Here is an 18,975-nt window from a genome sequence, read left to right as displayed (position 1 = left end):
CAGATACGTCTTTGCAGAGAAAAAAGGCGCTCGCCAAGACGGTACTTTTTGCTTTGAAGGTTCACTCAAACTCTGATTTACAACAAGCTTGGGCGGTCCTAATCGTGACCGTGCAAGAAAGCTTCGTCAAAAAAATTGTTTCCGTTTTGCGTGTCAAGAATCTGAGGCAGGACATACACTCGAGAGGTTGGAATGATCATTTATCCTGGTGAGGTAAGTCGTGAAAGAGGCCGTTGTCGTATAAGCGCACTGATAGAAATAGAAACGCCAAATAAGTTCTTTTCTAAGTCGCAAGACTCTAAGAGAGAACTTTGGTTCGACTGGCCTGAGGAATATTTCTCGCCTACATCGGTGCGTAGCGATGCGTTTCTCTTGGTTTGTTTGACTTTGGCCATGCGCTTGAAAGAGCGTTTAAAGATTCATGGCGAAGTTTCTCAGACTCTTTTGGTCAATGCCCTAGAGGCAATGGCAATTTATAATCACTACTTTCCAGAATATTGTAGCCCAGTTCCAATCGAAGCAAACGGGATTTGGATCAAGCGGCCTGAATCTCAGAGGGTGGGATCCTTCCACTCAGGTGGTGTAGATTCTCTCTACAATATTGCTGAGAGTCGAAGGCTGCACCAAGAGTTCGGCGCGCTTCCTGTTACGGATTTGTGGCTAGTTCAGGGAATGGATATTCCATTGGAGAACGAGACGCTCTGGAAACAAACAAAGTCGACCATTTTCGAACAGATCCGGCCTGATGATAATGTTCGTTGCGTGGATATTCGTACCAATGCGCGGGATATTCACGGCAACTACGTCGCTTGGACAAAAGCTGGATTTAGTGTTGTTCTCGGCGCGGTATCGAAATGCTTCGCCCCCGTCGTTACAAATGCACTGATCGGTTCATATGCCAACTATGATGATGTAGTCCCACACGCAAGTTCTCCGTTGATTGATCCAATGTGGTCCTGTGATCAGCAGACGGTACGCCACTTCTCATGTCGGGCTAGCCGCCAAGAAAAAATAAACGTGATTGCGCAAAAGACGCCTCATCTGCTCGCTGGCCTAAGAGTCTGCTACAAGAACCCGGGGAACGCTTTCAACTGCGGTGTTTGCGAGAAGTGCATGCGGACACAGGCGCAGTTGCTGGTTGCAGGGCATCTGGACAAAGTTGGGACTTTCGATGAGGGTCTAACGCCTAACAGCCTCAGCCATTTGAGCCTTCCTTTTGATAGGAACGCTCAGTATTCATGGGACTTTTGGCGCGACTTAGTACTCGATCTGCGGGAAGCCGGGCAACTCGAACTGGTGAAGGCTCTTGAAGCATCTATAAGGCGCAATAAAGTCAAGCGGATGATCGCGAGGACTTTGAGAAGGTTGTAATACTCCTAGTGCAGCGGATGATGTTGGGGTGGTGTTGCGCCTGCAATAGATGACAAACTCTAGTTTTTGCAATTCTGCCGAAGGTCAAAGAAGTAGAAGGGCACTGTCTATTGACGTTAGGGTGGAAGCGGGGTAAGTGCTCCCAATCTTGCGGCCTCGGATTCGTTCCGGGGCCTCTGATATTTGTAACCGGGGACCTTCGGGGCCCTATACCCTTGGCACCTACGGGGGCCTATCACATAGCGGGGAAGTCCCCTGCACTTGCTAAACGGAAGACAGAAAGCATGGCACTCAAGTCGTACAAGCCGACGACGCCGGGCCAGCGCGGGCTGGTGCTGATCGACCGTTCGGAGCTTTGGAAAGGACGTCCGGTCAAGTCTCTCACTGAGGGTTTGACCAAATCGGGCGGCCGGAACAACACCGGACGGATCACTTCACGCCGCCGCGGCGGTGGCGCAAAGCGTCTCTACCGGATCGTTGACTTCAAACGGAACAAATTTGATGTCGCGGCAACCGTCGAGCGGATCGAATATGACCCGAACCGGACCGCATTCATCGCACTGGTAAAATACGAAGACGGCGAGCAGGCATATATCCTGGCTCCGCAGCGTCTGGCTGTTGGTGACAAGGTCATCGCGTCGGCAAAGGCCGACATCAAGCCGGGCAACGCAATGCCGTTCTCGGGCATGCCCATTGGTACCATCGTCCACAACATCGAGATGAAGCCTGGTAAAGGCGGTCAGATCGCACGTGCGGCCGGTACTTACGCTCAGTTCGTTGGTCGCGATGGCGGCTACGCTCAGATCCGTCTGAGCTCGGGCGAGCTTCGCATGGTCCGGCAGGAATGCATGGCCACCGTTGGTGCCGTGTCCAACCCCGACAACAGCAACCAAAACCTAGGTAAAGCCGGTCGTATGCGCCACAAAGGCGTTCGTCCGTCGGTTCGTGGTGTTGCAATGAACCCGATCGATCACCCGCACGGTGGTGGTGAAGGTCGTACCTCGGGTGGCCGTACACCGGTTACGCCGTGGGGTAAGGACACCAAGGGTAAGCGTACCCGCAACAAGAACAAAGCGTCCCAGAAGCTGATCATCCGCTCGCGGCACGCCAAGAAGAAGGGACGTTAATCTATGTCTCGCTCTGTTTGGAAGGGTCCTTTCGTCGATGCTTACGTGCTGAAAAAAGCCGAAGCAGCGCGCGAGTCGGGCCGCAACGAAGTCATCAAAATCTGGTCGCGTCGTTCCACCATTCTGCCCCAGTTCGTGGGTCTGACCTTTGGTGTTTACAACGGCCAGAAGCACATTCCCGTCAACGTCTCGGAAGACATGATCGGTCAGAAGTTCGGTGAATACTCGCCGACCCGTACCTATTATGGCCACGCCGCAGACAAAAAAGCGAAGCGGAAGTAAGTCATGGGCAAGGAAAAGAACCCCCGCCGCGTGGCTGAAAACGAAGCAATGGCGAAAACTCGCATGCTTCGCACCAGCCCGCAGAAACTGAACCTGGTTGCGCAAATGATCCGCGGCAAGAAAGTCGAGAAGGCTCTGACCGACCTGACTTTCTCGAACAAGCGTGTCGCGCAGGACGTTAAGAAGTGCCTGCAGTCCGCAATCGCGAATGCCGAGAACAACCACAACCTGGACGTTGACGAGCTGATCGTCGCCGAAGCATGGGTTGGCAAGAACCTGGTCATGAAGCGCGGTCGTCCGCGTGCCCGTGGCCGTTTCGGCAAGATCATGAAGCCGTTCTCGGAGATCACCATCAAGGTGCGTCAAGTTGAGGAGCAAGCCTAATGGGTCATAAAGTAAATCCGATCGGCATGCGCCTGCAGGTCAACCGCACCTGGGACAGCCGCTGGTACGCCGACACCAAGGACTACGGTGATCTTCTGCTGGAAGACCTCAAGATCCGTGAGTTCATCAACAAAGAGTGCAAGCAGGCCGGTGTTGCCCGTGTGATCATCGAACGTCCGCACAAGAAGTGCCGCGTTACGATCCACACCGCACGTCCCGGTGTCATCATCGGCAAGAAAGGTGCAGACATCGAAGTTCTGCGCAAAAAGCTTGCTCGTATGACCGACAGCGAACTGCACCTGAACATCGTCGAAGTGCGCAAGCCCGAGCTTGACGCGCAGCTGGTTGCCGAGTCCATCGCTCAGCAGCTGGAGCGCCGCGTCTCGTTCCGCCGCGCGATGAAGCGGTCGGTTCAGAACGCCATGCGCATGGGCGCCCTGGGTATCCGGGTGAACGTCGCTGGTCGTCTGGGCGGCGCCGAAATCGCACGGACCGAGTGGTACCGCGAAGGCCGCGTGCCTCTGCACACCCTGCGTGCCGACATCGATTACGCACATGCCGAAGCGATGACTCCCTACGGGATCATCGGGATCAAGGTCTGGATCTTCAAAGGTGAGATCATGGAGCACGATCCGCAGGCACGTGACCGTAAAGCACAGGAACTCCAGGACGGCCCTGCACCTCGTGGTGCTGGTGGCGGTCGTCGCTAAGGAGGGAAAGATATGCTTCAACCAAAGCGTACTAAATTCCGCAAGATGCACAAAGGCCGGATCAAGGGTCTCGCCAAAGGCGGCTCTGATCTGAACTTTGGCACCTACGGCCTGAAAGCTCTTGAGCCTGAGCGTGTAACTGCACGCCAGATCGAAGCTGCACGTCGTGCCATGACGCGTCACATGAAGCGTCAGGGTCGTGTCTGGATCCGCATTTTCCCCGACACTCCGGTCACCGCAAAGCCGATCGAAGTTCGTATGGGTAAAGGTAAAGGTTCGGTCGACCGCTGGGCCTGCAAAGTCAAGCCTGGCCGCGTGATGTTCGAGATCGACGGCGTCAATGATGACATCGCCCGCGAGGCCCTGCGCCTGGCTGCGATGAAGCTGCCGATCAAGACTCGCGTCGTGGTTCGCGAAGACTGGTAAGCGATCCGGGGAGACCCTGTTCGTTTAGAATTTACCCCGCCGGGAGACTGGCGGGGTTTTTTTATCTGGCATAACGCTCTGACCACGGACACGTGACTGGCAATCAAGCAGCTTAGATGGCAATCATCAGGCAGTGCCTTGCTATTTGGGGAATGCTGGTCATGACACATCTCCTCCGCCTGTTTGTCTTGTCGTCTCTGATGGCTGGCGGTGTTTTGATGACTGTTCCGAAATCTTGGGCGGCGTCACCAGATGTGAACCTAGGATACTTCAACGGCCTCGCGATGAATGGCTATGACGTGATGACCTACTGGCAGGGCGGTGATCCGCAGAAAGGCAGCCCTGAAATTTCTGCCGAGTATAATGGGGCGACCTGGGTATTTTTGCACGAGGAGAACCGGCAGTTTTTTTTGTCGGATCCGGCGAAATACGCACCACAATTCGGCGGGTATTGCGCTTATGCCGCCAGTCAGAATGCCGTGGCCGATGTCGATCCGTTCGCTTGGCGAATTTGGGATGACAAGTTGTACCTGAACTACAGTCCGCAGGTGCGGCGCATCTGGGCCAGCGATATTGACACGAATATCGAAAAGGCCAACGGGTACTGGCCTGAGCTTTTGCAGCAATAAGTCCTGAACTCTGGCGATCCCCGAACAATGCGCCAGATGTGATATTCACGCGATATTCGTAAAAAAACACCTTTAGAGGCTGGCATATCTTACTAATTAGTGAAAACAGGCCGGTGTAATAGAAATTCTCTGCGGACTCGGTGTTTAGGCCGGTGCTCAACCGTTCTTTCGCAAAACAGCGAAAACACTGCAGTGCCGCGATTCAGTTCGAAAGCCGAGGAATACAATGGGCCTTACCTGCCGGGACGTGATGGTTCCGCCCGAAATGCAGAATACGATACACCCCGATGACACCGTCGCCAAAGCGTTCGACATCATTCGGGACAGCCGGGCAAGATTTCTCCCGGTCGTGGACGAGAACGGAATATTTGTGGGTGCTTTCACGGCCCCGACGTTGATCAAAATGATCCTTCCGAAAGCAGCGCTGATAGGCAGGAGTTCGGATGCACGTGTTCCAATCAGTAACCTCAGCTTTATGGACCTGACCAAAGAGGATTTTCGGAAGGAAATCGAGCGACTGAATGAAGAGCGGGTGGGGGACCATTTGTCCAACCCGGCCAACATTCCTGTCGCCGCCCCAGATACACCGGTGATGGAGGGCATCTTCCTGATCCACAAGTTCAAGCGCCACGTCTTCCTGGTCGAGCCGGAAACCAAACGTTTCGTCGGCACCGTCAGCCCGAACTCGCTGATTGATCACGCGCTGAGTTAACCCCTACATACCGGATCAGAAAATTGACCGAACATTCCGTTTCGCATGGAGAACACGCGTTCTCCGTTCCTCAACTATTGGGCATTGATCCCTTGTGGGTCGCCACTGGCATTCTTGTTGCCGTCTACGCTGTGCTGATCACCGAAAAGGTGAACCGCGCCATTCTTGCGATGCTGGGCGCATCCTTGATGGTGCTCTTTGGTATTCTCAACCAGGAACAGGCTGTGGCTGGCGTGGACGCCAACACTCTGGCGCTGTTGATAGGCATGATGGTGATCGTTGGGATCACCAGCAAATGTGGGTTGTTCCAATACGTCGCAATCAAAGCGTCCAAAGTCGTCAAGGCCAACCCGACCGGCATCCTTATCATGCTGACTCTGATCACGGCGGTCTTCTCGGCATTGCTGGACAACGTCACTACGGTGCTGCTGATCGCGCCGATCACGTTGTTGATCACCGACGCGCTGGAAACGCCGGTGTTTCCGTTCTTCTTTGCCGAAATTCTGGCGTCGAACGTGGGCGGTACCGCTACCCTGATCGGTGACCCGCCGAACATTATCATCGGATCGGCAGCGGGCCTCAGCTTCAACGAATTCGTGGTCAACCTGGCCCCGATCTCGGGCATCTGTCTGGTGGTGCTGACTGCTATCATCTACTTGATGAACCGCCGCACGTTGGCGGCCATCCCGAAATCGGCCAGCGAAAAGATCATGCGCTTCAACGAAAACGAAGCGATTACCGATGTACGCCTGATGATCAAGTCTCTGGCGGTTCTGGCGCTGGTTCTGATGGGCTTCACCCTGGGCCATAGCTATGGCATCCAGCCCGGCACCTCGGCGCTGGCCGGTGCGGCGCTGCTGATGCTGCTGGCTTACGGTCACCAACATGGCGAAGAGCAATCGGAATCCGTGCACCATATCTTTGGTGAAGTCGAGTGGATCACCATATTCTTCTTTGGCGGCTTGTTCGTCATCGTCGCCGGTGTCGAACATGTCGGCCTGTTGGAGTTCTTTGGCCAGAAGGTTCTGGAACTGACGGAAGGCGATATGATGTGGACCGCGTTCTTCATCTTCTGGGCCTCGGGCATCCTGTCGGCCATTCTGGACAACATTCCCTTCGTGGCGACAATGATCCCGCTGATCGAATCCACCGCCGACACGTTTGGTGGCCCCGAGGCGATTGAGCCCCTGTGGTGGTCGCTTGCTCTGGGCGCTTGTCTGGGCGGCAACGGGACCCTGCTGGGTGCCAGTGCCAACCTGACCGTGGCAGCCTTTGCCGAGAAGGCCAAGCAGCCCATCGGCTTCGTCAAGTTCGCGATCATGGCCTTCCCGATCATGATCCTGACCCTGATGATCGCCAACGTATACATCTGGCTGCGTTACTTCTATTAAGTCGCACCCGACCAGCCGCTTTTCTAAGGCGGCTGGTCTCGCACTTGTGTCTTCGCTGGGCTATAGCCGGGACATGGCACAGATTGAATCGCTCTTCGTTACCCGTCTCTACCGCGCAGCTTTGTCCGAGTTTGATCCCAAGATCGACCCGGAGGAGTTGGAAAGTTCTTGCCTTGTCATCGCCGAGGATGATGAGGCCGGGCAGGACTGGTGTGAAGAGAACGGCTATCCCGGTTACACCAGCTATGCCTCGCTGACCGATCTGCCATGGCGGTTCCCGATATTTGCCGATCTGGTCACGGCGCTGGATCAGCATGTGGCGGCTTTTGCCAAGGACCTGGAGTTCGATCTGGGCGAGGGCGAGCTGAAGCTCGAAGACCTGTGGATCAACATCCTGCCCGAGGGTGGGATGCACTCCAGTCATCTGCACCCGCACAGCGTGATCTCGGGCACGACCTATGTGTCGATGCCCGAAGGTACCAGCGCGTTGAAGCTGGAAGACCCCCGTTCAGGCCGAATGATGGCCGCGCCGACGCGCCTTAAAGGCGGGCGACGCGACCTACAGCCGTTCATCTATATGAAGCCGAAAGTTGGGGATGTCCTGCTTTGGGAAAGCTGGCTGCGCCACGAAGTGCCGATGAACATGGCCGAGGAAGAGCGGATTTCGGTCAGTTTCAATTACAAGTGGGAGTAGGGAAGGTCACGCTAAGGGCCCAAGCAGCATCTGCTATTAGTTCTCTCGGCGGGAGGCTGGGCGCTCAACCCAAATTCTCTGACCTTTTGGCGCATCAAGATTGACGCGAACGATTTTCTTTACGGTCTTATCGACCGGGTCGGCGCGCAAAAAGCTACATTCTCGGGTTGGCAGATTTCCTGGCTTTCTGATCCATCGGGACATCATAGTCCCAATGCCTTTGTACGGGGCAATCAGGTCCACGATCCAAAATCTGTCGCCTGCACACCAGTCGGCTGCTGACAGCCCCTCGCCACTGATAAAGCGACGATCTGCGTCCGTGGTGAGCCGAGCCCAAGTCAAAAGTCCACGCGGTACATCCTGAAAGCGAAAAATCTGAAACTGCTTGTTGTCTATGGCCGGCTCAAATGCCGCGCGAAACTTGGCAAGCGGCAGCCCCTGATACAAGTTGCTGCGCATTGCGAGAAATAGAAATTCCCCCATAATCCGCTGTTTTTCAGGGCTTGGAAATTCCGACGATGGCTCAGGCATGGATCTGGAGGTCATCAGTGTGCCGTTGGCGATTTCGCTTGTTGAATGCACACCAAGGCGCGGGTTTCGTTTCTGGTAAGAACAGGAGCCGCAGTAGCCCAAATACTGGCATTGTTTCGTAACTCAGGAAAAAGTTCGAACAACTCCTCGCGGGTGGCATCGCTCAAGCTGTCGGTCGCGGTTGCGCCGGGGTAGAAACTTTCACTCCATGCTCCGTTTGAGAACAGAATTTCATGCTTATCGAACATGATGTGGTAATAAGTGACGCTGTTGCAATTGCTTTCAACAACAGAGTGTCCGTCGAGCAAGCCTTTCGCCGGAACCAACGCTTCATCAAGGCCGAACAAGAGCTGAACGGACGCGTTGGATATGAAGACCCGGTGCTGTGGCGAAACGGTCAAATCGGACGAGGGTTGAGTCGGGCCAAGTGATCCTGCTCGAATGCAGATTGGTCTCAGATGCGTATGATCGGCAAGCTCTTCGCTGCTGAGAGTACGAGAACCAATCCACATAATCGGTTTGGGACCATTCTCCAGTGTATTAACTCGATCACCAACTCTGAGCGTTTCGACAGGTCGCAAACCTTCGGGCGTATCGATCAGTGTGTTCTCGGCAAAGCAAACAAAATTTATGAAAACGGTGTCGCTGGCGTCTCCTTCGCCCGAGACGGCAAATGTGACCTGAGCACCGAAAACAACGTCCGAATCTGCGGTGTCAAATGTGAAAGTGTAGACGCCGGTGGCTGAATTCACAGTAAGGGTGCCGCCGAAATCAGACGTATTCCCTGCGTCTACAATTGTGAAAGGAGAGCCATCGCCGTTAATTGTGGCGTCGAAATCCATAACAATGGACACGGTCCCATCGTAGTTTGTAAAGTCAATGTCGTCGAGCGTCCAGGTTTCCAATTCCGCGTTGCCGCCACCTGTAATGCCAACATTGTTGCCATCAACCGAAGCTGAAACCATGCTTATATTGTTGATATTGACCATACCGGAGTCCTGATCAGGTGGGGAGTTGACGATCTTCTTTCGCAGATAACACACGCGAAGTGGTCATGCACGAAGCCTAAAGCCATTTGAATGGTAGTAGATGCAGGCATGTAACGGGTGGTTGCTTTGAGTATGGGAACAGTCTTCGCCAATCTGGTCGCGGCGCAGGATCAGCATGTGGCTACCTTTGCCAAGGATTTAGAGTTCGATCTGGGTAGGGGCGAACTGAAGCTCGAAGACCTGTGTATCAATATCCTGCCCGAAGGCGGGAGGCAGTCCAGCCACCTGCCTCTGCACAGTGTGATCTCGGGTACGACCTATGTGGCGATGCCCGAAGAGGCAAGTGCTCTGAAACTTGAAAACCCCCGCTCAGGTCGCATGATGGCTGCGCCGGCGCGTTTGAAAGGCGCCCGGCGGGATTTGCAGTTGTTCATCCACATGAAGCCCCAGGTGAGGGATGTCCTGCTATTGGAAGGTTGACTGCGCCACGAGGTGCCGATGAACATGGCCTAGGAAGAGCGGATTTCGGTGAGTTTTATTATAAGTGGGAGTGAGCCCCGGTCCGCGTAGCGGCAATCGCTCCAGTGGAGCGATTGAGGGGCGAACGGGCGGAGCCCAGTTCAGAGCAAAGACTAGATGCTCGCTCTGTACCTTAGTGCCTCAGCGATTTCCTGAGCGGTCATAATTCTAATATCGAATTCCATTTCAAGCTGCTCTCGGTGCTTTAGAAAGTCGGTATCGCTTGTCGCAAAAAGATCGCGACCGCTCACTATATGATCTTCCAGATGTAACGTGTCCGCGTGGTGGCCGGGTCCCAATACCGCGTTTATTCTATCGTAGGGTGTCCCATCAGAAGCGATTTTTGCATTTCCAGGTTTTTCTCCAATCGTCGCGAACTGACTGCCGATAATTGCCGTTGGCAACCTTTTGCGATCATTTGGGATCTTCTTGGTAGATATTGCAGCTTCAATTTTTACCGCCCAAAGCTCAACATATCCTTCCCGTTCAAGCTTGCGCAGTATCTTTAGATCCGCGCTGGGATCCCAAGTTACCGTAGGTTTGTGTGTTCTAGTGCTCATTGATTTTTCGAATTCATGTTTGAGAGCGGTATCCGCAAAAAACTATATTGATTTGCCAATGTCGATGAACTGAAGCTATTTTGAGCGCAAAGTAGGACGTCTGGTCAAAGACAAACTTTCCCTTGCCACCCACCCCCTAAACCCTTATACGGCGGCATCCTGCAAGTCCCCCGGCCGAGTCGGGGGATTCGCATGTCTATCATTCATCCACCAGGTCCAAGGTGACCCTGTCAGGGGGCCTTCTGGTGTTTTGAGCAAAGGAAAAAGGCGATGAACGCCCAAGAACTGCGTGACAAGACCCCGGACCAGCTCCGCGAGGAACTGGCCAACCTGAAGAAAGAAAGCTTTAACCTGCGCTTTCAACAGGCAACCGGTCAGCTGGAAAACACTGCCGGCATCAAAGCGGCCCGCCGCAACGCTGCCCGCGTCAAAACCATTCTGAACGAAAAGGCCGCTGCTGCGGCATCCGAGGAGTAATCAGATGCCCAAGCGTATCCTGTCCGGCACCGTAACAAGCGACGCAAACGAGCAGACTGTAACTGTTCTGGTCGAGCGCCGTTTCAAGCACCCGCTGCTGCACAAAACCGTTCGTAAGTCCAAGAAGTACCGGGCTCACGACGAAAAGAACGCCTTCAAGGTCGGCGACACCGTACGCATCATCGAATGCGCGCCGAAATCGAAGACGAAACGTTGGGAAGTTCTGGAAGCGTAAGCTTCCGGGATTTTTCCATTTGTCGAAACCCTGGGGGATCTAACCAGACCAGCCCCCACAGGTCGGGAGAAACCACATGATCCAGATGCAGACCAATCTGGATGTCGCTGACAACTCCGGCGCACGCCGAGTTCAGTGCATCAAGGTCCTGGGTGGTTCCAAGCGTAAATACGCCTCCGTCGGCGACATCATTGTCGTCTCGGTGAAGGAAGCCATCCCGCGCGGCCGCGTAAAGAAAGGTGACGTCCGCAAGGCCGTCGTCGTACGCACCGCCAAGGAAGTCCGTCGTGAAGACGGCACCGCGATCCGTTTCGATCGCAACGCCGCCGTCATCCTGAACAACAACAACGAGCCCGTAGGTACCCGTATCTTTGGCCCGGTTGTTCGTGAACTGCGCGGCAAGAACTTCATGAAAATCATCTCGCTGGCTCCGGAGGTGCTGTAATCATGGCTGCTAAACTCCGCAAAGGCGACAAGGTCGTCGTGCTGGCCGGCAAGGACAAGGGCAAAGAGGGTACTATCACCTCAGTTGACCCGAAAGCCGGTAAAGCTGTTGTCGACGGCATCAACATCGCCATCCGCCACACCCGCCAGTCGCAAACCTCGCAAGGTGGTCGCCTGCCTCAGGCAAACCCGATCGAGCTGTCGAACCTGGCGCTGCTGGACAAGAACGGTAAAGCAACCCGCGTTGGCTTCCGCATGGAAGGTGACAAGAAAGTGCGCTTCGCCAAGACCACAGGGGACGTGATCGATGCTTGATAACGCAACCTACACCCCGCGTCTGAAAGCTCAGTACGTTGAAACCATCCGTGCCGCTCTGAAAGAAGAGTTCGGCTACAAGAACGACATGCAGCTGCCCAAGCTGGAAAAGATCGTTCTGAACATCGGTTGTGGTGCTGAGGCGGTCAAAGACTCGAAGAAAGCGAAAGCCGCTGTCGAAGATCTGACTGCGATTGCTGGTCAACAGGCCGTTGCAACCAAGGCGAAGAAGTCGATCGCGGGTTTCCGCGTCCGTGAAGACATGCCGCTGGGCGCGAAAGTGACCCTGCGCGGTGACCGGATGTACGAATTCCTGGATCGTCTGATCACCATCGCGATGCCGCGCGTTCGTGACTTCCGTGGTGTTAAGCCGTCTTTCGATGGTCAGGGCAACTTTGCCATGGGCATGAAAGAACACATCGTGTTCCCGGAAATCGACTTCGACAAGGTCGACGAGGTTTGGGGCATGGACATCGTAATTGCCACCACAGCGAAGACCGACGCTGAAGCAAAGGCACTGTTGAAAGCATTCAACATGCCGTTCAACGCTTAAGCGCCGGGAGGATTGAGACATGGCTAAAAAAGCAATGATCGAACGCGAGAAGAAGCGCGAACGCCTGGTGGCCAAATATGCCGCAAAGCGTGCCGAGCTGAAAGAAATCGCGAATGACGAGAGCCGCCCGATGGAAGAGCGTTTCAAAGCGCGTCTGAAATTGGCGAAACTGCCGCGCAACAGCTCGGCTACCCGTCTGCACAACCGTTGTCAGCTGACCGGTCGTCCTCACGCTTACTACCGTAAGCTGAAGGTCAGCCGTATCGCGCTGCGCGAGCTGGGTTCTGCTGGTCAGATCCCCGGCATGGTGAAATCGAGCTGGTAAGGGAGACATAGATATGAATGATCCTATCGGCGATATGCTCACCCGTATCCGCAACGCGCAAATGCGCGGCAAGTCCACCGTTTCCACCCCGGCTTCCAAGCTGCGCGGTTGGGTTCTGGACGTGCTGGCGGACGAAGGTTACATCCGTGGCTATGAAAAGACGACCGGTGAAAACGGTCATCCGGCCATCGAAATCAGCCTGAAGTACTACGAAGGCACCCCTGTTATTCGCGAACTGAAGCGGGTCTCGAAGCCCGGTCGTCGCGTGTACATGGGCGTCAATGACATCCCGCAGGTCCGTCAGGGTCTGGGCGTGTCGATTGTCAGCACTCCGAAAGGTGTGATGTCGGACGCAAACGCTCGCTCCAACAATGTTGGCGGCGAAGTGCTCTGCACCGTCTTCTAAGGAGGTCTGCAATGTCTCGTATTGGTAAAAAACCGGTCGAGCTGCCCAGCGGCGTTACCGCCACTGTGTCCGGCCAGACCATCGAAGTGAAAGGTCCAAAAGGCACCCGCAGCTTCACCGCCACCGACGACGTTACGCTGTCGGTTGAAGACAACGTGGTCAAGATCGACCCCCGTGGCATGTCCAAGCGTGCCCGCCAGCAGTGGGGCATGAGCCGCACCATGGTTGCCAACCTGGTAACCGGTGTGACCCAGGGCTTCAAAAAAGAGCTGGAGATCCAGGGTGTTGGTTACCGGGCGCAGATGCAGGGCAACACCCTGAAGCTGAACCTGGGCTACAGCCACGATGTTGATTTCACTGCTCCGGAAGGTGTCACCATCACCGCACCGAAGCAGACCGAGATCGTTGTGGAAGGTATCGACCAGCAGCAGGTGGGCGAAGTCGCGGCCAAAATCCGCGAATGGCGCCGTCCCGAGCCGTACAAAGGCAAGGGCATCCGCTACAAGGGCGAGTTCATCTTCCGCAAGGAAGGCAAGAAGAAGTAAGGACGCAGACAATGGCAAACAGCAAAAGAACCCTGTTTCTGAAGCGCCGCCTGCGCGTTCGGAACAAACTTCGCAAAGTCAACGCCGGCCGTGTACGCCTGTCGGTTCACCGTTCGAACAAGAACATCAGCGTTCAGCTGATCGACGACGTTCGTGGCGTGACCCTGGCCTCGGCCTCGACCCTGGAAAAAGATCTGGGTGTTGTTGGCAAGAACAACGTCGAAGCAGCGGCGAAAGTCGGTGCGGCCATCGCCGAGCGTGCCAAAAAGGCAGGCGTCGAAGAGGCCTATTTCGATCGTGGTGGCTTCCTGTTCCACGGCAAGGTGAAGGCAGTTGCCGACGCCGCGCGTGAAGGTGGTCTGAAGATCTAAGACCTGCGGGCAGCTTTGCGGCTGCCCCGATGATCCGGGGGCCTCGCCAACAGTCGGAGCTCACTTGGATTGAATTAAACGGCGCCGTATGCGCCACATGAGAAAAGGGATGCCAAATGGCAGAACGTGAAAACCGTCGGGGCCGTGGCCGCGACCGTGAAGAAGCACCGGAATTTGCAGATCGTCTGGTCGCAATCAACCGCGTGTCGAAAACCGTAAAAGGTGGTAAGCGCTTTGGCTTCGCCGCTCTGGTGGTTGTCGGCGATCAGAAAGGCCGCGTCGGCTTTGGCAAAGGTAAAGCGAAAGAAGTACCTGAGGCCATCCGCAAGGCGACTGAACAAGCCAAGCGTCAGATGATCCGCGTGCAACTGCGCGAAGGTCGTACTCTGCACCACGACATCGAGGGCCGTCACGGCGCTGGTAAAGTGGTTATGCGCACCGCACCTGAAGGTACTGGTATCATCGCCGGTGGTCCGATGCGTGCTGTTTTCGAAATGCTGGGCGTTAAGGACGTTGTTTCCAAGTCGCTTGGCTCGCAGAACCCGTACAACATGATCCGCGCCACCATCAACGGCCTGCAGAAAGAGCAGAGCCCGCGTTCGGTTGCCGCACGTCGTGGCAAAAAGGTTGCCGACATCCTGCCCAAGCGGGATGAAGCGCCGGCTGCTGCTGAAGCAGAAGCATAAGGAGAGCGACCCATGGCAAAAACCATCGTCGTCAAGCAGGTCGGTTCCCCGATCCGCCGCCCCGCCGAACAGCGCGCAACCCTGATCGGCCTGGGCCTGAACAAGATGCACAAAACCCGTGAGCTGGAAGATACCCCTTCGGTACGCGGCATGATCAACAAGATCCCGCATCTGGTTGAGATCGTAGAAGAGCGCGGCTAACCGCGACTTCCATCGAACAAAGAAACGCCTCCGAATTTTCGGGGGCGTTTTCGTATTTGTAGTAATTGTCTGCTTTGAGCCCAAAGTAGACTAATTCGCTTTTTCTCCTTCAAAAAATAAGATTTACGCCGAAAGATCGAGTTCCACTAGTACACAAGCCCCCTCGTTCGTGATATCCAGAAAAGGTCGCCGCCCGTTGAGTTCGAAGTCTTCATACCTAATCGAATGAATGCCGGCGAAGCCCGCTTTCAAAAACATGCTTTGTGAAAACCGGTTTGTCGCTTCGGCGAAAGCGATCCGGTAGCCGGATTTCCTTGCTTGGCTTAAACAGGAGTCCAGCAAACTTTGCGCAATTCCTTTTCTTGAGAAATCATCGCGCACGGCGATCATAAATATATGAAGAAATTTTTCTGCCTGAATGTCGTGTGTCTTCGAAAAAAAGCATTCCAGCTCGTCAATTAGCGTGATGACTGGTTCAGAGCCCAAATCCACTGCGTCAATTCCATCAGGGGGCGGGTGACCGAAATCATGTGCCAAAACGGCGCCAACTATTTCACCAGAAACTTCATCAAGAGCGACAGACGACAAACCTTCTTTTGCAGATTTTGATCCAAATAGTAAGGCGATCTTCTCCAGCTTTTCGGGCGAGAATTTAGTTACAACGGCGGGAGGATCTCGCCTGCTAAAAACATCGCCAATCAGCTTAGACATTTCACCAATGTCTGCTTCTGACATTGGTCGAACCACGATCTCTGAACGAGTCATTCGGTAATACTTCCAAAACTAATGGCATGAATACTCTCGCACATACCTGGCGGAGTAGAACAGTTTCTTTATTTTGTGACTGTCCGCATTGTCCGCAAAGCTGCCCAAAGTCGTAAGTGGTGCCGAGTGTCAAGGGTGCTGGGCCATTCCCCCAATGCATATCGGATAGACCGAAACTTCGGTTGTTGGCGCTATCCGCCGGCCTTATCTGCCCTCTGTCCCAAACAGGAACAAACAAAGCAACGTCGGGGAATTCGCCCCGATCAGGAAAGGAATTCAGATATGGCTTATACAGCAACAACCACTCATACCGGCGCCTCTTTGACCGAGCGCCTGACCCGCTTCATCGCAAAGGCAAAAGAAGCCTATACCCTGCGCGCCGAGTACAACCGCACCTATTCGGAACTGCAAGGTCTGACCGACCGCGAACTGAACGACATCGGTGTGCGCCGCTGCGATATTAAAGACATCGCACGGGACCACGTTTACTGCTCGTAAAATTGCAAACCACCACTCACCCAGAGGCGCCATTTGGCGCCTCTTTTGGTTTTTGGCTCTGTAATACAACAAACCTTGCAACTGAGGTCGCAACGCTGTAGAGCGCTCCGGTGGGTTTCCGCCCATGAGAATCATAACCAAGAAATGCCGCGTTTGGCCCATCACGCTTCGGGGGTCACATCCGGCTTAGGAGAAGCGAAATGAAACTGCACGAATTGCGCGACAATCCTGGCGCCGCACCGAAACGGACCCGCGTTGGCCGTGGTCCCGGTTCCGGCAAAGGTAAAATGGGTGGCCGTGGTATCAAAGGCCAGAAATCCCGTTCGGGTGTGGCCATCAATGGCTATGAAGGTGGCCAGATGCCGCTGTACCAACGCCTGCCCAAGCGTGGCTTCAACAAGCCGAACCGCAAGGAATTCGCCGTCATCAACCTGGGCCTGATCCAGAAGTTCGTCGATGCCGGCAAGCTGGACGCCAAAGCTGCGATCACCGAGGACGCACTGGTTGCATCCGGTCTGGTCCGTCGCAAGCTGGACGGTGTTCGCGTTCTGGCCAAGGGCGAAATCAGCGCCAAAGTGAACCTGGAAGTCACTGGTGCTTCGAAGGCTGCCGTTGAGGCAGTTGAAAAAGCGGGCGGTTCACTGACGGTCACAAAAGCTGCTGCGGTAGAGTAAGCGCTTGTGAGCGGGCGAAGACCCGCTTACATAGTCCTCAGAGTTTTCCCAGACGCCGCCCGAGCCGGAAAACGGTTCCGGGCGGCGTTTTCATAAGAGAGACCGATTTATGGTATCAGCAGCAGAACAAATGGCAGCCAATACAAGCTGGGCTGCCCTTGGCAAAGCCACCGATCTGCGCAACCGCATCCTGTTCACGCTGGGTTTGCTGATCGTCTATCGTCTGGGCACCTTTATTCCGGTGCCGGGGATCGACGGTCAGGCTCTGCGTGAGTTCATGGAGCAGGCGGGGCAGGGCATCGGCGGCATGGTTTCGATGTTCACCGGCGGGGCGCTGGGGCGGATGGGTATCTTTGCCCTCGGCATCATGCCCTACATTTCGGCCTCGATCATCGTACAGCTGCTGACGTCGATGGTTCCTGCGCTTGAGCAACTCAAGAAAGAGGGCGAGCAGGGCCGCAAGAAAATCAACCAATACACCCGTTTCGGCACCGTGGCGCTGGCCACTGTTCAGGCCTATGGTCTGGCGGTTTCGCTGGAATCGGGCGATCTGGCGACCGATCCGGGCATGTTCTTCCGCCTGTCGACCATGATCACTCTGGTTGGCGGCACCATGTTCCTGATGTGGCTGGGTGAACAGATCACCGCACGCGGCATCGGCAACGGTATCTCGTTGATCATCTTCGTCGGCATCATCGCCGAGATTCCGGCCGCTCTGGCGCAGTTCTTTGCCTCGGGCCGTTCGGGTGCCATCAGCCCCGCCGTGATCGTTGGCGTGATCGTGATGGTCATCGCCGTGATCACCTTTGTGGTGTTCATGGAGCGCGCCCTGCGCAAGATTCACATCCAGTATCCGCGCCGTCAGGCCGGTATGAAGATCTATGAAGGCGGCTCTAGCCACCTGCCGGTCAAAGTGAACCCGGCGGGTGTTATCCCGGCAATCTTTGCCAGTTCGCTGCTGCTGTTGCCGGTTACGATCTCGACCTTCTCTTCGGGCGCAACCAATGGGCCGGTGATGTCGTGGCTGCTGGCCAACTTTGGCCCTGGACAGCCGTTGTACCTGTTGTTCTTCGCGTCGATGATCGTCTTCTTTGCCTATTTCTACACGTTCAACGTGTCGTTCAAGCCGGACGATGTGGCGGACAATCTGAAAAAGCAGAATGGCTTTGTGCCGGGTATCCGTCCGGGCAAGAAAACCGCCGAGTATCTGGAATACGTGGTCAACCGCGTGCTGGTTCTGGGTTCGGCCTATTTGGCGGCGGTCTGTCTGTTGCCTGAAATCCTCCGGAACCAGTTTGCCATTCCGTTCTATTTCGGCGGCACCTCGGTTCTGATTATCGTCTCGGTGACCATGGACACGATCCAACAGGTCCAGAGCCACCTGCTGGCGCATCAATACGAAGGGCTGATCGAAAAGTCCCAGCTGCGCGGCAAGGGTAAAAAACGCGGCAGGAAGGGACCCTCTCGTCGATGAATATTATTCTTCTTGGCCCCCCGGGGGCTGGCAAAGGCACGCAAGCGCAGCATCTGGTTGAGACCCGTGGCATGGTTCAACTGAGCACTGGCGACATGCTACGCGAGGCAAAGACCTCCGGCACAGAAATGGGCTTGAAGGTTGCCGAGATCATGGATGCGGGCAAGCTGGTCACCGACGAGATCGTGATCGGCTTGATCGAAGAAAAGCTGATGACCGAAAAGGGTGCAGGCTTTATCTTCGACGGCTTCCCTCGCACCTTGGCGCAAGCCGACGCTTTGGCGGCGTTGCTGACCAAGCTAGGTCAGTCGCTGCACACAGTGATCGAAATGCGCGTCGACGACGAAACGCTGGTCGAGCGCATCGTCAACCGGGCCGAGGAAGCGCGTGCCGCTGGCAAACCTGTGCGGGCAGACGACAACGAGGAAAGCGTTCGTATTCGTCTGATGGAGTATTACAAAAAGACCGCGCCGCTGATTGGGTATTACCACGCCAAAGGTGATCTGCGCCCGGTCAATGGTCTGGCCAGTATTGAAGAAGTCACTGCCTCGATCGAGGCGATTCTGAGCTGACTTCAGGTTGGGGCTTGACGGCCCCACCAAAAGCCCATATCGACCCCCATCCCCTTAGGGAATCAAGACCGCATGCGGGATTCGTCCCAAATGCCCCGACCACCTCGAA

Annotated in this window: 29 protein-coding genes and 1 pseudogene; 26 read left to right on the top strand and 4 right to left on the bottom strand. The window is 55.2% G+C overall.

The annotated features are described in order from the left end of the window. Window positions 1-192 precede the first annotated feature (192 nt). From ABLN94_RS19310 to ABLN94_RS19265, 10 genes are all read left to right on the top strand, one after another. A complete protein-coding gene (locus tag ABLN94_RS19310; RefSeq protein WP_352995565.1) occupies window positions 193-1,371 on the top strand; it encodes a hypothetical protein in 1,179 nt (392 codons plus the stop codon). Window positions 1,372-1,655: 284 nt separating this feature from the next. Beyond that, window positions 1,656-2,498, top strand: a complete 843-nt coding sequence (gene rplB, locus ABLN94_RS19305; protein WP_170356688.1) for a 50S ribosomal protein L2 — start codon at window positions 1,656-1,658, stop codon at window positions 2,496-2,498. A gap of 3 nt (window positions 2,499-2,501) precedes the next feature. Further along, on the top strand, window positions 2,502-2,780 hold the full coding sequence (rpsS, locus tag ABLN94_RS19300) for a 30S ribosomal protein S19 (protein ID WP_005980699.1): 279 nt from the start codon (window positions 2,502-2,504) through the stop codon (window positions 2,778-2,780). Between the two features lie 3 nt (window positions 2,781-2,783). Continuing rightward, window positions 2,784-3,164, top strand: coding sequence for a 50S ribosomal protein L22 (gene rplV, locus ABLN94_RS19295; protein ID WP_039538267.1), 381 nt, complete (start codon window positions 2,784-2,786; stop codon window positions 3,162-3,164). After that, the gene (gene rpsC / locus ABLN94_RS19290) at window positions 3,164-3,874 is read left to right on the top strand and encodes a 30S ribosomal protein S3 (protein ID WP_008758042.1); all 711 of its coding nucleotides are present in this window, start codon (window positions 3,164-3,166) and stop codon (window positions 3,872-3,874) included. Before rplV ends, rpsC begins: the two co-directional genes overlap by 1 nt. Before the next feature lie 12 nt (window positions 3,875-3,886). Further along, a complete protein-coding gene (rplP, locus tag ABLN94_RS19285; protein ID WP_058283513.1) occupies window positions 3,887-4,300 on the top strand; it encodes a 50S ribosomal protein L16 in 414 nt (137 codons plus the stop codon). Between the two features lie 161 nt (window positions 4,301-4,461). Continuing rightward, window positions 4,462-4,929, top strand: a complete 468-nt coding sequence (locus ABLN94_RS19280; RefSeq protein WP_352995559.1) for a YHS domain-containing (seleno)protein — start codon at window positions 4,462-4,464, stop codon at window positions 4,927-4,929. 226 nt (window positions 4,930-5,155) lie between these two features. Next, window positions 5,156-5,641, top strand: a complete 486-nt coding sequence (locus tag ABLN94_RS19275) for a CBS domain-containing protein (RefSeq protein ID WP_352995556.1) — start codon at window positions 5,156-5,158, stop codon at window positions 5,639-5,641. A gap of 23 nt (window positions 5,642-5,664) precedes the next feature. After that, entirely contained in the window at window positions 5,665-7,032 is a 1,368-nt protein-coding gene (locus tag ABLN94_RS19270) for an ArsB/NhaD family transporter (RefSeq protein ID WP_352995553.1), read from the top strand. A gap of 73 nt (window positions 7,033-7,105) precedes the next feature. Beyond that, the gene (locus ABLN94_RS19265) at window positions 7,106-7,726 is read left to right on the top strand and encodes a 2OG-Fe(II) oxygenase family protein (RefSeq protein WP_352995550.1); all 621 of its coding nucleotides are present in this window, start codon (window positions 7,106-7,108) and stop codon (window positions 7,724-7,726) included. 36 nt (window positions 7,727-7,762) lie between these two features. Here ABLN94_RS19265 and ABLN94_RS19260 read toward each other — a convergent pair whose 3' ends face one another. Continuing rightward, on the bottom strand, window positions 7,763-8,257 hold the full coding sequence (locus ABLN94_RS19260; protein WP_352995547.1) for a toxin-activating lysine-acyltransferase: 495 nt from the start codon (window positions 8,255-8,257) through the stop codon (window positions 7,763-7,765). A 14-nt stretch (window positions 8,258-8,271) separates the two neighbouring features. Beyond that, window positions 8,272-9,246 (bottom strand): Hint domain-containing protein, encoded by a 975-nt coding sequence (locus ABLN94_RS19255; protein WP_352995544.1) that lies wholly within the window; start codon window positions 9,244-9,246, stop codon window positions 8,272-8,274. Between the two features lie 141 nt (window positions 9,247-9,387). Here ABLN94_RS19255 and ABLN94_RS19250 point away from each other — a divergent pair. Then, window positions 9,388-9,759 (top strand): annotated as a pseudogene (locus tag ABLN94_RS19250) (TIGR02466 family protein); the annotation flags it as partial. A 119-nt stretch (window positions 9,760-9,878) separates the two neighbouring features. Here ABLN94_RS19250 and ABLN94_RS19245 read toward each other — a convergent pair. After that, window positions 9,879-10,325 carry a hypothetical protein gene (locus tag ABLN94_RS19245; protein ID WP_352995542.1) on the bottom strand — a complete coding sequence of 149 codons (447 nt, stop codon included), beginning with the start codon at window positions 10,323-10,325 and terminating at the stop codon, window positions 9,879-9,881. A 270-nt stretch (window positions 10,326-10,595) separates the two neighbouring features. Here ABLN94_RS19245 and rpmC point away from each other — a divergent pair, with 270 nt between their 5' ends. From rpmC to rpmD, 11 genes are all read left to right on the top strand, one after another. Next, entirely contained in the window at window positions 10,596-10,802 is a 207-nt protein-coding gene (gene rpmC, locus ABLN94_RS19240; RefSeq protein WP_010437082.1) for a 50S ribosomal protein L29, read from the top strand. Window positions 10,803-10,806: 4 nt separating this feature from the next. Further along, window positions 10,807-11,037 (top strand): 30S ribosomal protein S17, encoded by a 231-nt coding sequence (rpsQ, locus tag ABLN94_RS19235; protein WP_170495397.1) that lies wholly within the window; start codon window positions 10,807-10,809, stop codon window positions 11,035-11,037. Between the two features lie 76 nt (window positions 11,038-11,113). Continuing rightward, on the top strand, window positions 11,114-11,482 hold the full coding sequence (rplN, locus tag ABLN94_RS19230) for a 50S ribosomal protein L14 (RefSeq protein ID WP_008757934.1): 369 nt from the start codon (window positions 11,114-11,116) through the stop codon (window positions 11,480-11,482). Window positions 11,483-11,484: 2 nt separating this feature from the next. Further along, window positions 11,485-11,796 (top strand): 50S ribosomal protein L24, encoded by a 312-nt coding sequence (gene rplX, locus ABLN94_RS19225; protein ID WP_010437096.1) that lies wholly within the window; start codon window positions 11,485-11,487, stop codon window positions 11,794-11,796. Next, entirely contained in the window at window positions 11,789-12,349 is a 561-nt protein-coding gene (rplE, locus tag ABLN94_RS19220) for a 50S ribosomal protein L5 (RefSeq protein WP_170495399.1), read from the top strand. The genes rplX and rplE overlap by 8 nt, the downstream gene beginning before the upstream one ends. Window positions 12,350-12,368: 19 nt before the next feature. Beyond that, complete coding sequence (gene rpsN / locus ABLN94_RS19215; RefSeq protein ID WP_068340744.1) at window positions 12,369-12,674, top strand: 30S ribosomal protein S14; 306 nt, start codon at window positions 12,369-12,371, stop codon at window positions 12,672-12,674. A 13-nt stretch (window positions 12,675-12,687) separates the two neighbouring features. Further along, a complete protein-coding gene (rpsH, locus tag ABLN94_RS19210) occupies window positions 12,688-13,080 on the top strand; it encodes a 30S ribosomal protein S8 (RefSeq protein ID WP_068340741.1) in 393 nt (130 codons plus the stop codon). Between the two features lie 11 nt (window positions 13,081-13,091). Next, the gene (gene rplF / locus ABLN94_RS19205) at window positions 13,092-13,625 is read left to right on the top strand and encodes a 50S ribosomal protein L6 (RefSeq protein ID WP_170495400.1); all 534 of its coding nucleotides are present in this window, start codon (window positions 13,092-13,094) and stop codon (window positions 13,623-13,625) included. An 11-nt stretch (window positions 13,626-13,636) separates the two neighbouring features. Further along, window positions 13,637-13,996, top strand: a complete 360-nt coding sequence (gene rplR, locus ABLN94_RS19200) for a 50S ribosomal protein L18 (protein ID WP_170334094.1) — start codon at window positions 13,637-13,639, stop codon at window positions 13,994-13,996. Window positions 13,997-14,112: 116 nt separating this feature from the next. Then, window positions 14,113-14,682 carry a 30S ribosomal protein S5 gene (rpsE, locus tag ABLN94_RS19195; RefSeq protein ID WP_155148691.1) on the top strand — a complete coding sequence of 190 codons (570 nt, stop codon included), beginning with the start codon at window positions 14,113-14,115 and terminating at the stop codon, window positions 14,680-14,682. A 12-nt stretch (window positions 14,683-14,694) separates the two neighbouring features. After that, window positions 14,695-14,883 carry a 50S ribosomal protein L30 gene (gene rpmD / locus ABLN94_RS19190; RefSeq protein WP_058283504.1) on the top strand — a complete coding sequence of 63 codons (189 nt, stop codon included), beginning with the start codon at window positions 14,695-14,697 and terminating at the stop codon, window positions 14,881-14,883. A 123-nt stretch (window positions 14,884-15,006) separates the two neighbouring features. Here the strand turns inward: rpmD and ABLN94_RS19185 are convergent, their stop codons facing one another. Then, window positions 15,007-15,648 (bottom strand): GNAT family N-acetyltransferase, encoded by a 642-nt coding sequence (locus tag ABLN94_RS19185; protein WP_352995531.1) that lies wholly within the window; start codon window positions 15,646-15,648, stop codon window positions 15,007-15,009. Window positions 15,649-15,930: 282 nt separating this feature from the next. On the opposite strand from ABLN94_RS19185, the gene ABLN94_RS19180 reads away from it, so the two are divergent. The 4 genes from ABLN94_RS19180 (at window position 15,931) to ABLN94_RS19165 (ending at window position 18,866) form a co-directional block, all read left to right on the top strand. Next, on the top strand, window positions 15,931-16,146 hold the full coding sequence (locus tag ABLN94_RS19180; protein ID WP_352995528.1) for a DUF1127 domain-containing protein: 216 nt from the start codon (window positions 15,931-15,933) through the stop codon (window positions 16,144-16,146). Between the two features lie 200 nt (window positions 16,147-16,346). Then, window positions 16,347-16,820, top strand: coding sequence for a 50S ribosomal protein L15 (gene rplO / locus ABLN94_RS19175; protein ID WP_352995525.1), 474 nt, complete (start codon window positions 16,347-16,349; stop codon window positions 16,818-16,820). A 109-nt stretch (window positions 16,821-16,929) separates the two neighbouring features. After that, a complete protein-coding gene (secY, locus tag ABLN94_RS19170; protein ID WP_170495406.1) occupies window positions 16,930-18,294 on the top strand; it encodes a preprotein translocase subunit SecY in 1,365 nt (454 codons plus the stop codon). Then, on the top strand, window positions 18,291-18,866 hold the full coding sequence (locus ABLN94_RS19165) for an adenylate kinase (protein WP_352995522.1): 576 nt from the start codon (window positions 18,291-18,293) through the stop codon (window positions 18,864-18,866). The genes secY and ABLN94_RS19165 overlap by 4 nt, the downstream gene beginning before the upstream one ends. Window positions 18,867-18,975 lie beyond the last annotated feature (109 nt).

Source organism: Ruegeria sp. SCP11 (assembly GCF_040329455.1).
GTDB classification, from domain to species: domain Bacteria; phylum Pseudomonadota; class Alphaproteobacteria; order Rhodobacterales; family Rhodobacteraceae; genus Ruegeria; species Ruegeria atlantica_E.
This window is presented reverse-complemented; position numbering and strand designations above follow the sequence as displayed.

Bases quoted from the DNA above. Each gene is read 5' to 3' on its own strand.
- rplX (WP_010437096.1), top strand. From the start codon at position 11,485: ATGGCTGCTAAACTCCGCAAAGGCGACAAGGTCGTCGTGCTGGCCGGC.
- rpsH (WP_068340741.1), top strand. From the start codon at position 12,688: ATGAATGATCCTATCGGCGATATGCTCACCCGTATCCGCAACGCGCAA.
- rplE (WP_170495399.1), top strand. From the start codon at position 11,789: ATGCTTGATAACGCAACCTACACCCCGCGTCTGAAAGCTCAGTACGTT.
- rplR (WP_170334094.1), top strand. From the start codon at position 13,637: ATGGCAAACAGCAAAAGAACCCTGTTTCTGAAGCGCCGCCTGCGCGTT.
- rpsE (WP_155148691.1), top strand. From the start codon at position 14,113: ATGGCAGAACGTGAAAACCGTCGGGGCCGTGGCCGCGACCGTGAAGAA.
- ABLN94_RS19280 (WP_352995559.1), top strand. From the start codon at position 4,462: ATGACACATCTCCTCCGCCTGTTTGTCTTGTCGTCTCTGATGGCTGGC.
- rplB (WP_170356688.1), top strand. From the start codon at position 1,656: ATGGCACTCAAGTCGTACAAGCCGACGACGCCGGGCCAGCGCGGGCTG.
- ABLN94_RS19260 (WP_352995547.1), bottom strand. From the start codon at position 8,257: ATGCCTGAGCCATCGTCGGAATTTCCAAGCCCTGAAAAACAGCGGATT.
- secY (WP_170495406.1), top strand. From the start codon at position 16,930: ATGGTATCAGCAGCAGAACAAATGGCAGCCAATACAAGCTGGGCTGCC.
- rplV (WP_039538267.1), top strand. From the start codon at position 2,784: ATGGGCAAGGAAAAGAACCCCCGCCGCGTGGCTGAAAACGAAGCAATG.
- rpsQ (WP_170495397.1), top strand. From the start codon at position 10,807: ATGCCCAAGCGTATCCTGTCCGGCACCGTAACAAGCGACGCAAACGAG.
- ABLN94_RS19165 (WP_352995522.1), top strand. From the start codon at position 18,291: ATGAATATTATTCTTCTTGGCCCCCCGGGGGCTGGCAAAGGCACGCAA.
- rpsN (WP_068340744.1), top strand. From the start codon at position 12,369: ATGGCTAAAAAAGCAATGATCGAACGCGAGAAGAAGCGCGAACGCCTG.
- ABLN94_RS19275 (WP_352995556.1), top strand. From the start codon at position 5,156: ATGGGCCTTACCTGCCGGGACGTGATGGTTCCGCCCGAAATGCAGAAT.
- ABLN94_RS19180 (WP_352995528.1), top strand. From the start codon at position 15,931: ATGGCTTATACAGCAACAACCACTCATACCGGCGCCTCTTTGACCGAG.
- ABLN94_RS19255 (WP_352995544.1), bottom strand. From the start codon at position 9,246: ATGGTCAATATCAACAATATAAGCATGGTTTCAGCTTCGGTTGATGGC.
- rplO (WP_352995525.1), top strand. From the start codon at position 16,347: ATGAAACTGCACGAATTGCGCGACAATCCTGGCGCCGCACCGAAACGG.
- ABLN94_RS19185 (WP_352995531.1), bottom strand. From the start codon at position 15,648: ATGACTCGTTCAGAGATCGTGGTTCGACCAATGTCAGAAGCAGACATT.
- rplN (WP_008757934.1), top strand. From the start codon at position 11,114: ATGATCCAGATGCAGACCAATCTGGATGTCGCTGACAACTCCGGCGCA.
- rpmD (WP_058283504.1), top strand. From the start codon at position 14,695: ATGGCAAAAACCATCGTCGTCAAGCAGGTCGGTTCCCCGATCCGCCGC.
- rplF (WP_170495400.1), top strand. From the start codon at position 13,092: ATGTCTCGTATTGGTAAAAAACCGGTCGAGCTGCCCAGCGGCGTTACC.
- rpmC (WP_010437082.1), top strand. From the start codon at position 10,596: ATGAACGCCCAAGAACTGCGTGACAAGACCCCGGACCAGCTCCGCGAG.
- ABLN94_RS19265 (WP_352995550.1), top strand. From the start codon at position 7,106: ATGGCACAGATTGAATCGCTCTTCGTTACCCGTCTCTACCGCGCAGCT.
- rplP (WP_058283513.1), top strand. From the start codon at position 3,887: ATGCTTCAACCAAAGCGTACTAAATTCCGCAAGATGCACAAAGGCCGG.
- ABLN94_RS19245 (WP_352995542.1), bottom strand. From the start codon at position 10,325: ATGAGCACTAGAACACACAAACCTACGGTAACTTGGGATCCCAGCGCG.
- rpsS (WP_005980699.1), top strand. From the start codon at position 2,502: ATGTCTCGCTCTGTTTGGAAGGGTCCTTTCGTCGATGCTTACGTGCTG.
- rpsC (WP_008758042.1), top strand. From the start codon at position 3,164: ATGGGTCATAAAGTAAATCCGATCGGCATGCGCCTGCAGGTCAACCGC.
- ABLN94_RS19310 (WP_352995565.1), top strand. From the start codon at position 193: ATGATCATTTATCCTGGTGAGGTAAGTCGTGAAAGAGGCCGTTGTCGT.